Below are 13272 nucleotides of genomic sequence, written 5' to 3' on the forward strand. Positions count from 1 at the left end.
ATAAGTTTAAGTGTTGATTTCAGAAATAATGGCATTTATAGCTTCATTTCCTAGCTTTCTGTAGAGCTTATGTTCAAAATCGGTCAAATAGTCTTTCAGATTTTGTTTTTCCAAATGTTGAATTCCAGACACAAAGTTCTCAGCATCAAAAACGTGTTGATACTCTGAATGCTGTGCTAGTAACTGATGAATTTGCAACGGTAAATCATTGATTTTTAAATACACTGGATAACATCCAAATGCTATCGATTCTAAACTTACTGTTGACGAAATACTGACACAATATTTGGCTTGATTCAAACTCTGACTTAGGCTAAAATTTTTATAATCGTGCCAAATGACATTCCCAATCGATTGATATACTTGTTTGATGCTTTCTGGAATTTCAAAATCGGGATGGCTTCTGACAATGATTTTATATTTGGGCATTTGTGTGGCAGTTTTTACAGCAAAATGAATAAAATCAATAACATCCTGCTTAGTGATATGCTCACCAAACTGCTTTTGAACTGCGAATAAAATTACGTTTCCTTTATCAGAAATAACATTTTTTTGTAATGATGGGTGCCCACAAGAAACAATGTTTAGTTTTGGATTATATACTTTAAAGTTCTCTGCAAAAAAATCGCCCCAAACTAAAAGCTTATCATAAGGCATATCTCTCCAACCCGGCTTTGTTGCAGTCTTCCCGAAGAATCCCCATTGTAAACAATAAGTTTCAAATTGATGTTCTTTACCTAACAAACCTAAAATATGGTGTGCTTCTAAATCACCTTCAATTAGAATACCTTTTTTGTTTTTTAACAATGGTAAAAATCCATTAGCTCGGTCAATCAAGCTTGTAAAGCTGTGATATTCCAAATACCCTTTTTTCCAAAAAGCAGGAAATGCGGTCTTAGGCAAATGGGTGTTTTGATTAGAATCGTTTTTATCCCAAAGCAGAAATGCTACTTTCTGTCCCTTTTGTTCCAATACATCCTGAATAGGTTTGATATACGAAAAGAACTTTTTATTGGTAATTAACACAAAGAAATCAGCTTTTGATTGCTTTGATTTATGAAATAACTGATGATTCAAATACCTGAAAACATCTTTAATAATAACCACTATTTTTTGACTGTTTTTTTTAGCCAAAAAATAGCCTTCAAAATAACGTTCTACTAAAAGCTGTAGCTCTTTCTCTGAAACCGCTTCTTCAATGCGATGAATAAACGTTTTACTATTGATAAAAGTGTTGATGTAAAACTGAATTTCCAACGGAACAACATCAATCTCTTTATAAATACAAACACCCAATTTAGACTGTAATTCGGTATATAATGCATGATAAAATTGTTCTATTTTTTCAGTCATTATCGGCTGTATTTTACTTTAAAAAGACGGCTGTAATATACTGCCATAAAATGTGCAATAGATTTGTTGTAAGCTATACCATATCTAAGATAAACTCCGCTACAACCATATAAATCAAGCTTCTTTAAACCTAATTTTTTCAATGCATTAATTATTTTAAAAAAGTCCTTGAAGTTGTTTGATTTTAAACACGAACTCAAAGGCAAAAAGACAAACTTCGCCGTTACGTGATTTATTAATCCACGTTCTTTACTTTGATTCGGAATGGTTTTAGAAAAATACATTAAGTCATTTACTGCAAGTAAAAAGCCATCTATAGCTTTTTTAGAAAACAACAACTTCGAATTCGTGGCAGAACCCATTCTAGTGGCTCTTTGATAAAATTTGGCTGATAAAAATCCAACTCGCTTAGCCACTGTAAACACTTTACCTAAAAACAAACCATCTTCTAAAAAAGGCACATTTTTAGGGTAATTGATTCCATTTTGATTCAACATTTCCAATCGGTAAAGTACGGCCCAACTCCTGTCAGGATCTTTCATCTCCACACTTCGAGGTGCAAAGTAACCTTCTACTCCGTCAAATATAGTATCGTTTTTCGATTCATAATCCGTTTCCCAAACCGAATTTCCTTCAAGGTCAAAGATTTCGTAGGCCAAATACAAAACATCCAAGTTTCGGGATTTAGCATTTTCATAAACCGATTTCAAAACATTCGGAACCACATAGTCATCAGGGTCAATTGGTAAAATATATTCACCTTGTGCTATAGCAATAGCATTATTCCGAGCCATTGAAACTCCTTGATTTTCCTGATTAATCAATATAAGATTAGAATATTCCTTTTGCAATTCTTCTACAATCTCACGACAACGATCAGGTGAACCGTCATTGGTGACAATGATTTCGTATTCTTCCGTTGATAAATCTTGATCCGCCAAACTTCGAATACATTTTTCAATGTAGCCCTCTACTTTGTAGGCTGGAATTATGATACTTATTTTTTTGGTATTGAGCATATAGCAGTATAAGTCCTTTTGAAATTACTCTTTTTTCTCTGCAAGGAATTTTTTCTCAAGCTCGAAAATTGTTGTTTTTCGGGGTACTTTAGCTTTTGCTGGAACTCCAACCGCTATAACATGATCTTCAATACTTTTACTTACTAATGAAAATGCGCCTATTGCTGAACCTTCTCCAATTGTCACATTAGGTAAAATACAACTTGAAACGCCTATAATAGTATGTTTTTTTATGGTGATATCTCCCGATATAACATTAGTATATTCCTTAGGTACACAAGGGTTCGTCATTGCACCTCCACTGTAATCATCACTACTTGAGTATAAAGCTACCCTACTGCTCAGTCCACTAAAATCTTCCATAGTAATCTTACCGCTTCCTTGCATGGAGCAATAAGCAGCAATATGAATATATTTTCCAATTTGAATTCCTCCCTCACCGGCAGATAATATACAAAAATCATCGATTCTGGAATTATCGTCAATACTAATATTACCTGGGTTGTAAAATACGGCTCTATCAGAAATATTTACATTTTTTCCTAAATACTTAAATCCTATTGACAACAGTTGCTCTTTGCTTAAAAATCCCATTTTATACTAGTTTTATTACTGCCTTACCTTCAATAACATTTTTCCCGTTTTGGTTTTGGCAAATTGTTTTCAATATTAAAATATTTTTTTCTTCTTTTTTTTCGACAACTTCTACTATGCAATTTATGGTGTCGTCGTGATACACTGGTGCCAAAAAATTTAAATCCTGATAGAGATAGATTGAGCCCGGTCCCGGCAATTCGTTTGCTATAAGTGCAGAAATCTGCCCTGAAACAAATATACCATGTACAATAGGTTTTTCAAAAAGAGTCTTCGCAGCAAATTCTTTATCTAAATGAATTGGATTTACGTCTTTTGAAATAGAAGAAAATTGTTCTACTAACGCTGTTGTATAAGTAAAGAAACTGTTGGCTTTGTCACCTACATTAATTTGTCTTTTCATAATGCTTAAATTGTTCTATTAATAGTAGTTGTTATGAGCTCTAACTCATCATTTGTAAGTCCTTTATATAAAGGAAGACAAAGAACTCTAGAGGCAACATCTTCTGAAACTGGCATGGATTGACCTTTTGTAAAATCAATTGTATTTAAGGATGGATAAAAATAACGTCTTGGAAAAATTTCGGAAGTATTCAAAGCTTTTTGGACTTCTAATAATTTTGATTCCGACTCCAATAAAATTGGATAATAGCTGTAATTCCAAGTCGTATTTTCTCTTATTTTGATTGTTTTTAGTTTAGCAAAATCTAAGTGCTCTGTATAGAAATCAACGACATCTTTTCTGCTTTGAATAATTTCGTCAATATAAGGCAGCACTGCTAATCCCATAGCCGCACTTAATTCTGAAATTTTTCCATTCACCCCAAGACCATGAAAATCTAACGGTCCATTATGCCCAAAATTATGACTATAAAACATTTTATGATTAAGTAATTCATCATTACAAAAAAGAGCCCCTCCTTCTCCAGTATGAAACAACTTAGTAGCATGAAAACTACAAGTACTAACATCTCCATAGTCAAATATCGACTTCCCTTCATAAGTAACACCAAATGCATGTGCTGCATCATAAATCACTTTCAAATTATGTTTTTTAGCAATACTTTCTATAGCTATAACATGACAAGGATTCCCAAAAACATGAGTGGCTAAAATTGCTGTAGTCTTTGGAGTTATAGCAGCTTCAATTTTAGTTTCGTCAATGGTTAAATATTCTGGATGAATATCTACAAAAACTGGAGAACAATTTTCCCAAACAATTGAGGCAGTAGTAGCTACATAACTAAAAGGTGTAGTGATAATTTCACCATTACCCCCTAAAATTTTTAATGCAATTTGAATTGGAATGGTTCCGTTATTCATGATAATCACATTGGAAACTTCAAGGTACTTTTTAATCTTTTCTTCTAATTCTAGAAGTAATGCCCCTCTATTGGTTAACCATTGATTTTTCCATATTCTTTGCAAATGTTGTTCATATTCTTCAAGAGGCGGAAAAAAAGTTTTGGTAACGTTTATCATTTTCTAGTGTTTAACTGATGAAAAAATTATTTAATTCGCTTAATAATCGCTTGACAATAAAAAAAAGGATTGAGGTATATTGTCATCAATTTGTATAACTTTTTATTGAAGTTTGTGGCTTTTGTGATTCCCATTTTTTTAAATAGTACAGCCGTGTTGTAAACCCATTTTTCTTCTAAAACCAATAGTTTTGGTAAATGGGGATGCGCATATTTTTTTCGGATTAAATAACTATTAATTACTGATGGTTTAATTAAAACATCCTGCCCTGAATTATTAGTTGCTTTAGAGTGCATTCGGTATCCAACCGTTTCTTTATGGAAGTAATACAATTTTTCTCCTGAACCCGTCAATTTCAACCACATGGGATAATCTTCAACCAAACGATTGGACTCGTCATAACCTCCAACACTATGAATTGCTTTCTTATTAACAAAAAAAGAAGGAGTATATTGAATTCTATCCGACAACAAAAGCAATTGGTATTGATCATTGGCATCGAAAGATTCGTGCATGATATTGTTTGGATACGAACTGGGAATTGATTTTATATAGTTCTTTTCTTCAAAAGTGCCTTTATATAATTTTACTTGACTGAAAATGACATGGGCATGGGGATTATCCACAACAAATTGCATATTATCTACAATGCAATCTGGCAAAAGAATGTCATCTCCAGCAACCATCATAAGCCAATCAGAATGACTAGCATTGACACATCGATTGCAATTAGCAGAAACTCCAGTATTATTGGGAACTGTTATGATTTCAATTCTAGAAAAACGTTTTTTTACTCGATCTAATTTGACCCATTCTTCTACCAAAGGTATTGTTGCGTCAGTAGAAAAATCATCAGAAATTATCAGCTCTAACTCTTTATAAGTTTGATTATAAATGCTTTCTAGAGTTTCTATGATATATTCGGCCGAATTGTATGCCGTTATTGGAACAGATACTAACATAATGGATTAAAAGTGTTTCTCGTTTGGAGTGTATTTATGATGTTCCTGTTTGTGGATTTTCTTTTCTTTAGAACCGCACATAATACTTGCTTTACGGATATCTTTTACAAATATTTCGAATTGGTTTGTTGCTAAATCCAAGGCAACTCCATCAAAATGAATCCAATCTAAATCGCCTAGTTTGACGTGTTTTTCAACCATCTTTGCTCCAGCAGCAACAGCCATCATACAGCCTAAACTTCCTATGTCGTGGCTACTGTATCCAGCAAATAAATTTGGTAAATCCAAATTATCGTAATGTCTCACAACCGAAATCTGACAAGCTTCTGGTGGTGCAGGGTAACTTGATGTGCATTGTAACAAGAATAAATTTCTATTAGTACAGAAGTTTTCTAGAACAAAATTTTCGTATTCTTTATCAGTGAAACCTGTTGATATTACTAAATCACCTTTGAATTCGTCTCCGGCTTTTTTAAGGAAGTTTCGGTGATTGGAAATCGTAGAAGGCAGTTTGATTAAAGGTGGATTGTATTTTTCTAAAAATAACAACGAAGGATAGTCAAGAACTGATGAAAACCAGACAATTTCATTTTGCTCACATTCGGTTATCAAAACTTTCATCAAAGCATCGTCAAGCTCAACACCGTCGCGGTAATCTTTTAATTTGTTTCCGAATGGCGAAATATATTCCGTATTCAATTCATCTTGTGTATAAAAAGTATCTACATCTCGTTTTTGAATTTTGACCATATCGGCACCAGCATTTTTTGCTAGTTTAATCATTTTTCGAAGTCGATCAATGTCACCTATATGATTGTTGGTCAATTCGGCCACAACGATGGTGTAATTTTCATAGATAACTTTATCCAAAAGCTTTTGATATTCGGCAACATTGTCAAATGTAGACTGCTTTGCAACAACCGTTTCCTGTGTTGTCAGTTGATTGAACTCGGCTACCGACAAACTACTAAAGTTAGCATTGCCAACGTGGCGCAACTGAATTCCTAATTTGTCTTTTAGATATTGCTGAATGAAAGCGTATTGCGATTTTTGGGTTTTAAAGAGAATTTCTCTGTACAATGCATCATGCTGTGAATTATCGTTGGGTTTGGATTCTTTTTCCAAATCAAAATCAAATCCAATCAAATATATCGGTAACTGTTTTGCAGATGCCTGATTGATAAGCCAAGCTAATTTTATGGCCGAAAGCAATAAGAAATCGGTTAATTCAAAACTGTCTTTTTCAAAAAGGGCGGCAATATGCTCAACGCCTTCATTCGTTAACGGATTGTAGTCAGCGTGAATGTATTCTGCGCTATTCGGAAGAACGGGTTCCAACTTTTGACTTGAAATATATACCTCGTTTTTAAAACCATTTTTCTTTAATGATTCTAAAACTCTTTCAGCATAAAAAATGGTAAAGTGACCGTTAATCAACAACTCCGAATCGTTGACATTGATAATCAACGACCCCGAAAGCACCTCTTTATTAATTTGCTTTATGCTCTCGCCTTTTCCAACAATAACGATGTTATTGAAATCAGTTGGAAATTTTGAAACGATACTTTTCAGCTGGTTGTAAAAATTCTCCATTGTATTTATTATTATTTACGGTAACGTCTAATCCTAGTTTATGCGCCATATTAAGTCCAGGTAAAATATCCCAACAACGGGCACCTTTTGGATTTTGGAACATCTTGTATCTTCCGGTGATTACATTAAACATATTATACATGCAACAACCGATGATTCGGTATTCAAAGCCTGATTCTAAATTTAGTAAATCTTCTTTTGTCAATGATGATGAAATGCCATAGATTCTGGAATCATACTTTTCGAAGACCAACGAATCACTTAACAGATACTGATTCAATTCGGGCAAAGCAATTAAAGCTTCTTCGAATTGTGAACCTTTGTAAATACAAACGCCAACACCCCACTCCATTAAGCCTGAAACGAAATTTTCGGTTCCATCAATCGGGTCAACAACGGCAGTGTATTCGAAGGCATTCAAATCGACTTCTCCATTAGAATACGTTTCTTCGGTAATGATTTGTACTGAAGAATAAGTGCGGTTGATGTAATCCATGCAAACTTTATCCAATAGCAAATCTCCTTCAGAGACATAGCTGTCATCTTCTTTCTTTTTCTTGGTATTCCGAAGTTGTAAAACCGTTTCTAATTGGGCTTTAATTTCCGAAATAAGAGGCGTCAATGTACTCATTTATAATAGCGCTGTTATATTTTAAAACATTTTCTACAATTTGGAAATCAAATTCATCATCGATATCCAAACCGCATAATTTATTGGTTACTACCGCTCCTACTTTTCTGCCTAGGAAATCATCAGTAGTATTTTTTTTGTCGGATCTAAAAACATCGGTACTGAAGACTTTGTATCTATCTCCAAAATCTTGTCTTCTCATCATCGATTTTCCATTATCATCAAATGAAGGTACTAAAATATCGTTCTCTACTTTGTATAATCTTCCTTCGCTTTCACAAACCGTTCTTGAAGCAGACAATAAAGAATCATTTTTCAATTGATCAATGCATTTTTGAACATCGGCAAGGCTTCTAAAAACGAATGTTGGTCGGAGCCAAACTAAAATATCGGGTTGTGGAATGTTATGTTCTTCAAACTTTTGATACAAATCGACTAAAATATCCTGTTCCATAGCTGTAGAAGAAGCTGCAAAATCAGAGCGTAAAAAAGGAACTTCAGCACCATATTGTTTAGCAATAGTTGCATATTCTTCCGAATCAGTAGAACAGAAAACTCGATCAACCCCTAAAGCTTTGGCAAACTGAATGGAATACGACATCAAGGGTTGCCCACCGATGGGTCTGATGTTTTTATTTTTTACTCCGACTGAACCAGAACGGGCCGGAATTATAGCGTATATTTTCATTTATATTTTATCTTTTAATCTTGTCTTTAACATAAAGTAAAATCCCTTTGAGATTTACTCTTTTATTGAGTTCGTATAAACTGTACGAAATGGTGATTACAACAATAACCGCTTCAACATAATAAGCATTGGGATACCCCAAGAGTTTTATTGATGCCAAACACAATGATAAAGCAATTAAACTTTTCAGTGTAAGCAGTATTACATCGTTTGAAAAATTAAATTGATACTTCGATTTTAAAACGGCAATCATAATAATAGTAAAAATAAAATAGCTTATTATAATAGATATTCCAAGTCCGTTAAGCCCATAAAATTTATAAAACACCAAATTGAATCCGAGTAAAATTATATTGGTAATTAATTCAACGGTAAGGAAAAGCTTGTTGTGTCCTTTGGCTAAAATTACAAATCCAGTAACCCAAACCAATCCTTTTAATGGTATTGAAAGTACAGCCCAAAGAATAAAATCTTGTGAAGCTAAAAACTCTTTACTTAGCAAAATACGGATTAAGATTGGCGTGGTTGAAATTAGTAATACCAAAACGATACTCAGAATAATAATAACTAATTCTGACTGCTCGTTTACAAGTTGTTTCCATTTTTTATCATCGCTAATAACTCCGGATAACCTCGGGAAATAATCAGTCGCCATAGCCGTGAAAACCATTCCGACATAACCTTCAACAATGGCCTGACCTGCATTGTACAAGCCAAGGTCAGACAGATTTCCGGTTTTGGAAATGAATGCGTTTAAAACAAACGCAATCGCAGCTGTCATTAGGTTAATCAAGGTTAAGCTCAATCCTAATTGCACCATTGGTTTACCCAAACTAAATGTTTCAGTCCAACTAATATTTACCTTGGTAAACTTGACTTTTCTTCTGAAATAGAGCGAAACCAAGTAATTTCCTAAGGCGGTTAAGATAATTGCCGGAACGATGCCTTCAATTCCGTAAAAATAGAAAATTGGTAAAGCGGCAAACAATCCTGCGATGGCACCAATTATATTGGCTTGAGCCAAATATTTTATTTGTCGTGTTCCTCTTAAAAATGTATAGATTCCACCTGATAATGCTCCAAAAAGAAATGTAACCGAAAGCCAAATATAAGAAGTCCAATTTTTGGTCGAGCCAAAAGCAACTTTACTCAAAAGAGGTGAAAATGCAATGGTTATTACAATTCCCAGAGCAGCCGTTATCCAAATCCAGCGTTTAAAAACGGTAAAGGTCTTTCCTATATGCTCGGTATCACCTGTAGAGTGTGCCTTGGATATATCGCGAACTGCACTTTCCGAAATACCAAGCCCAGAAATGGTTTTGATTAAATTCAAGCTTGACATAAACAAACCGTTCAAACCCATTCCAGCAGTTCCAATAAGGACAGCGACCGCTTTACTACGAATAAGGGTAACCAAAATGTTAAATACCTGAACGCCTCCAAAAATTGAAGTTGCTTTAAAAATAGATTTATAACTGGTAGATTTTTGCACCGTTAAATTATACCTTGAATTCGTTTAAGATGGTTATAATTTTTTGAACTTCATCCTCAATCATCACCGGACTAATTGGTATACTCATTACCTCGTTGTGTATAGCATTTGTAATTGGATAATCCATATGATTCATTTCTTTATAGGCAAGCTGTTTGTTGGGTGGAATTGGGTAATGTATCAACGTTTGAATATCGTTTGCTATTAAATATTCTTGCAATTTCTCTCTATCTGTGCAACGAATAACAAACAAATGCCAAACATGTTCCGTATTTTGAGCATAATCCAATTTGGTATTTTCTGGAAATGGCAATGTTATGTTTGGATTTTTAATTCCTTTAAGATATAACGATGCTAATTGTCTTCGGTATTGATTTTCGGTATCGATGTATTTCAGTTTTATTTCTAAAAAAGCAGCCTGAATCTCATCTAATCTACTATTCAATCCTTGAAATTCGTTGACATATTTCTTTTGACTACCATAGTTTCCTAAAGCTCGAATGTGTTTTGCCAATGCATCATCATTAGTGGTCACAGCTCCGGCATCACCTAAAGCACCCAGATTTTTTCCAGGATAGAAACTAAACCCAGCTGCGTCACCAAGATTTCCTGTTTTAATTCCGTTCCATATAGCACCTATGGCTTGGGCATTATCTTCGATAACTTTTAAATTGTATTTTTTAGCCAAATCGGCTAACTTGTCATTCCAACAAACTTGTCCGTATAAATGAACAATCATTATGGCTTTCGTTTTCGGAGTGATTTGACTTTCTATTAAATCAATATCGATATTAAAGTTAGAAACTTTTGGTTCAACTAAAATAGGTTTCAATCGGTTATCTGTAATAGCCAAAACAGAAGCTATATAGGTATTTGCTGGAACAATCACTTCATCACCTTCATTCATAACACCCATATCGATGTATGCTTTTAAAATCAATCGCAAAGCATCTAATCCATTGGCTACCCCTATGGCATTTTTTGTTCCGATATAGTTGGCCAACTTAGTTTCAAAACTATTTACTTTTTCACCCATTAAAAACCAACCAGAATCAATAACTTCTGAAGCCGTTTGCTTTAGTTCGTTTGCATATTGAGCGTTTATTTTTTGTAAGTCTAAGAATTTAATCATTGTAATTTATTCGTTAAATACTTTTGTAATTAAGGTTGTTTCAGAACCTCTATTGAACTTTTTTTATTATTTCTTTGATTACCTGACTAAAATAGCTCAAGTCTAAAGATTCTAAATTTTGATGACAAGGAATAAAAAAGGCATCTTCTCCATAAAAAACACTGCTTTGTATTCCGTTATTATTTAAAAATATTTTTAGTTCATTTAAATCTTTAATCACCCCATTATTGTTCAGAACTAAAACATAAGGAACAGTTGAATCAGTATTGTCAAAGCGTGCTGTAAAACCTAATGGAATCAATAACTCCAATAAACAATCATAATTTTTCTTTCTTTTATCCAATTGAATTGGGTTGTTTTTCAACTGATTTGAAAGTACATTTTGAATATATTGTGTTTGTTGACTGCTTAAACTAGATGTATTAATTTTTGAAATCCCTTTATTATTTACTAAAATGCCACCTATTTGAATTGGAAAAAATTTGGTAAAACTGTAAGTCGAAAAATCACCATATTTCCCAATAGCATTATTACTGTCTTGACTAAAAAAAGTGGTACAGCAATCTTCGATGATTGGTAATCCAGTAGCTACTAACTTTTCCATTTGTTGATGAACAAATCCAAATTCATGATTAACCAATATCAATTTAGTTTCAGGAAGTAATTCTCTGTTCCAACGACAAAATTTTTCAATAGTGTTGGTTACACAAGAACTGATATAAAAGTTCTGAGATGTAGTAATTATAGTCACCAAATCTGTTGGTTGCAACTCATAGCTTTCTAGTGCTAATCGGATGGCTTCACGCCCGTTGAAAGTATAGCGCCAGTTCCCTTTTCCGAATTTAGTATTAAAGTAAGTTACTGCAAAATCATCTTCAGGTACTACAGAATTAGAAGCAACATAGTCTGTTTTAAATGGACATAGTCTGTAAGCTGGCAACAAAAATTGATCTGGATTTAGTACAAACACCTATTTAAATTTTATAACTATATATTTCATACACTACTCCTCGACCTCCAAATCCTTCTTTTTGGAAAATTAATCGTTCATTTAAATAATTTCCTGAATCTTCATTAGAATGACCGAAATCAATTACTTCAATGTCATTGAAAATCACATTAATAATTTCATCAAACAATAAGTCAATAGCTCCTGATAATTTTCCCTCATCATTGGCTGAAATATACTGAACATGAATGATATTTTCCATGATAAAAAGTACTGTGCCTGCTATCATTTTTCCATCAAGATAAGAACAAAACAACTTAATATTTTCTGGGAATAAATTTCTCAACTTTACAATTTCTTCTAAAGTATGTACTGGTTTTACTCCGTGATTATTGGTAAGATTTGTATCTAATATATTCCAGAAAGATGTGTAATCTGTACTTTCTTCTATACTAATTCCTGTATTTTTCGCTTTCCGTAACCCACTTTTTCTCGATTCTGTAAAAGGGATTTTATTTTTTGTAAAGATAGAACTTGATAGCGTACACGATATTTTATCTGCTTTAAGTCTATACAATGCATAAACATCTTCTTGCATTGGTTGTTTGTGATAAATTAATGGTATTGCTTTATATACCACTTCATTTATTGCGTTTTCTTTTAAAAAAAGATTTACTTCTTCAAAAATATGGAGGACATCAATTGCTGTTATTTTAGCTGATGTAACTAATCCGCCATAAGTTAAACCTTGATGAGTATAGAAAATATTATTTTTTATGTTGCCAGGCAAAACAGCTTCTAGCTTTCCTTTTCGATAAATTAATAATGAAAAATCTTCAAATCTATCGGAATGATACTCCATAAAATCTCTATGAAAGAGAAATGTATTTACTCTCGAATTGGTAATAAAAGTATCCCAAATAGTTTTCTGAGAGGAATCATATTTTTTTAACTCAATCATAGTAATTTATACTTTAAAAACTCTTCATAATCTCTAAAATAATCCGCTTCATCATACAATTCAGAGGCTAAAACCATACAAATAGAACCACTGGAAAAAGTATCTAAATCTCGCCACAAACCTGGTGGAATTAGCAAACCTTGATAAGGTTGAAACAAATGAAAACTTTGCTTGTTATTTCCGTCATCAATAGTAACTGTAAAACTCCCACTTAAAGCAACCATTATCTGATCCAAATCTTTATGTGCATGTCCTCCTCTACTATTCCCTCCTGGTACGTCATATAGGTAGTATATTCTTTTAATATCAAAAGGAACTTCTTTACCATTAGTAATTGAGGTTAAATTTCCATTAAGTTGATGGTTCTTAGGAAAATCTAAAAGCTTACAATCAAAGATAGTAGTTGTACTGCTCAT

The 13272-nt window shown here is 33.2% G+C and carries 14 protein-coding genes; all 14 read right to left on the reverse strand.

Features of this window, described 5'->3' with window-relative positions; translation table 11 throughout:
* Nucleotides 1–6 precede the first annotated feature (6 nt).
* Genes OLM53_RS05525 through OLM53_RS05590 form a run of 14 tightly spaced genes read right to left on the reverse strand, consistent with a single transcriptional unit; the run spans nucleotide 7 to nucleotide 13272 of the window.
* A complete protein-coding gene (locus OLM53_RS05525) occupies nucleotides 7–1353 on the reverse strand; it encodes a hypothetical protein (protein WP_264522048.1) in 1347 nt (448 codons plus the stop codon).
* A complete protein-coding gene (locus OLM53_RS05530; protein WP_264522049.1) occupies nucleotides 1353–2372 on the reverse strand; it encodes a glycosyltransferase family 2 protein in 1020 nt (339 codons plus the stop codon). The genes OLM53_RS05525 and OLM53_RS05530 overlap by 1 nt, the downstream gene beginning before the upstream one ends.
* A 24-nt stretch (nucleotides 2373–2396) precedes the next feature.
* On the reverse strand, nucleotides 2397–2966 hold the full coding sequence (locus tag OLM53_RS05535) for an acyltransferase (protein WP_264522050.1): 570 nt from the start codon (nucleotides 2964–2966) through the stop codon (nucleotides 2397–2399).
* 1 nt (nucleotide 2967) lies between these two features.
* Complete coding sequence (locus OLM53_RS05540) at nucleotides 2968–3369, reverse strand: MaoC family dehydratase (RefSeq protein ID WP_264522051.1); 402 nt, start codon at nucleotides 3367–3369, stop codon at nucleotides 2968–2970.
* A gap of 5 nt (nucleotides 3370–3374) precedes the next feature.
* Nucleotides 3375–4448: a DegT/DnrJ/EryC1/StrS family aminotransferase gene (locus tag OLM53_RS05545; protein ID WP_264522052.1), complete on the reverse strand. Its 1074-nt coding sequence runs from the start codon at nucleotides 4446–4448 to the stop codon at nucleotides 3375–3377.
* A gap of 26 nt (nucleotides 4449–4474) precedes the next feature.
* Nucleotides 4475–5410, reverse strand: coding sequence for a glycosyltransferase family 2 protein (locus OLM53_RS05550; RefSeq protein ID WP_264522053.1), 936 nt, complete (start codon nucleotides 5408–5410; stop codon nucleotides 4475–4477).
* Between the two features lie 6 nt (nucleotides 5411–5416).
* Nucleotides 5417–7003 carry an N-acetylneuraminate synthase family protein gene (locus OLM53_RS05555; RefSeq protein ID WP_264522054.1) on the reverse strand — a complete coding sequence of 529 codons (1587 nt, stop codon included), beginning with the start codon at nucleotides 7001–7003 and terminating at the stop codon, nucleotides 5417–5419.
* The gene (locus OLM53_RS05560) at nucleotides 6951–7634 is read right to left on the reverse strand and encodes an inositol monophosphatase family protein (protein ID WP_264522055.1); all 684 of its coding nucleotides are present in this window, start codon (nucleotides 7632–7634) and stop codon (nucleotides 6951–6953) included. Before OLM53_RS05560 ends, OLM53_RS05555 begins: the two co-directional genes overlap by 53 nt.
* The gene (locus OLM53_RS05565; protein ID WP_264522056.1) at nucleotides 7600–8322 is read right to left on the reverse strand and encodes a cytidylyltransferase domain-containing protein; all 723 of its coding nucleotides are present in this window, start codon (nucleotides 8320–8322) and stop codon (nucleotides 7600–7602) included. Before OLM53_RS05565 ends, OLM53_RS05560 begins: the two co-directional genes overlap by 35 nt.
* Nucleotides 8323–8329: 7 nt before the next feature.
* Nucleotides 8330–9814, reverse strand: a complete 1485-nt coding sequence (locus tag OLM53_RS05570; RefSeq protein ID WP_264522057.1) for an oligosaccharide flippase family protein — start codon at nucleotides 9812–9814, stop codon at nucleotides 8330–8332.
* Nucleotides 9815–9821: 7 nt separating this feature from the next.
* Nucleotides 9822–10946, reverse strand: coding sequence for a DegT/DnrJ/EryC1/StrS family aminotransferase (locus tag OLM53_RS05575; RefSeq protein WP_264522058.1), 1125 nt, complete (start codon nucleotides 10944–10946; stop codon nucleotides 9822–9824).
* 49 nt (nucleotides 10947–10995) lie between these two features.
* Nucleotides 10996–11916, reverse strand: coding sequence for a DegT/DnrJ/EryC1/StrS family aminotransferase (locus OLM53_RS05580; protein WP_264522059.1), 921 nt, complete (start codon nucleotides 11914–11916; stop codon nucleotides 10996–10998).
* A gap of 4 nt (nucleotides 11917–11920) precedes the next feature.
* A complete protein-coding gene (locus OLM53_RS05585; RefSeq protein ID WP_264522060.1) occupies nucleotides 11921–12856 on the reverse strand; it encodes a GNAT family N-acetyltransferase in 936 nt (311 codons plus the stop codon).
* Entirely contained in the window at nucleotides 12853–13272 is a 420-nt protein-coding gene (locus OLM53_RS05590; protein ID WP_264522061.1) for a sugar 3,4-ketoisomerase, read from the reverse strand. Before OLM53_RS05590 ends, OLM53_RS05585 begins: the two co-directional genes overlap by 4 nt.

Source organism: Flavobacterium sp. N1994 (assembly GCF_025947145.1).
In the GTDB taxonomy this organism is placed as follows: Bacteria; Bacteroidota; Bacteroidia; order Flavobacteriales; family Flavobacteriaceae; genus Flavobacterium.

Excerpts from the sequence above, each read along its gene's own strand:
- OLM53_RS05535 (WP_264522050.1), bottom strand. The coding sequence starts at position 2,966 with ATGGGATTTTTAAGCAAAGAGCAACTGTTGTCAATAGGATTTAAGTAT.
- OLM53_RS05575 (WP_264522058.1), bottom strand. The coding sequence starts at position 10,946 with ATGATTAAATTCTTAGACTTACAAAAAATAAACGCTCAATATGCAAAC.
- OLM53_RS05590 (WP_264522061.1), bottom strand. The coding sequence starts at position 13,272 with ATGAGCAGTACAACTACTATCTTTGATTGTAAGCTTTTAGATTTTCCT.
- OLM53_RS05560 (WP_264522055.1), bottom strand. The coding sequence starts at position 7,634 with ATGAGTACATTGACGCCTCTTATTTCGGAAATTAAAGCCCAATTAGAA.
- OLM53_RS05565 (WP_264522056.1), bottom strand. The coding sequence starts at position 8,322 with ATGAAAATATACGCTATAATTCCGGCCCGTTCTGGTTCAGTCGGAGTA.
- OLM53_RS05545 (WP_264522052.1), bottom strand. The coding sequence starts at position 4,448 with ATGATAAACGTTACCAAAACTTTTTTTCCGCCTCTTGAAGAATATGAA.
- OLM53_RS05550 (WP_264522053.1), bottom strand. The coding sequence starts at position 5,410 with ATGTTAGTATCTGTTCCAATAACGGCATACAATTCGGCCGAATATATC.
- OLM53_RS05540 (WP_264522051.1), bottom strand. The coding sequence starts at position 3,369 with ATGAAAAGACAAATTAATGTAGGTGACAAAGCCAACAGTTTCTTTACT.
- OLM53_RS05585 (WP_264522060.1), bottom strand. The coding sequence starts at position 12,856 with ATGATTGAGTTAAAAAAATATGATTCCTCTCAGAAAACTATTTGGGAT.
- OLM53_RS05530 (WP_264522049.1), bottom strand. The coding sequence starts at position 2,372 with ATGCTCAATACCAAAAAAATAAGTATCATAATTCCAGCCTACAAAGTA.
- OLM53_RS05525 (WP_264522048.1), bottom strand. The coding sequence starts at position 1,353 with ATGACTGAAAAAATAGAACAATTTTATCATGCATTATATACCGAATTA.
- OLM53_RS05555 (WP_264522054.1), bottom strand. The coding sequence starts at position 7,003 with ATGGAGAATTTTTACAACCAGCTGAAAAGTATCGTTTCAAAATTTCCA.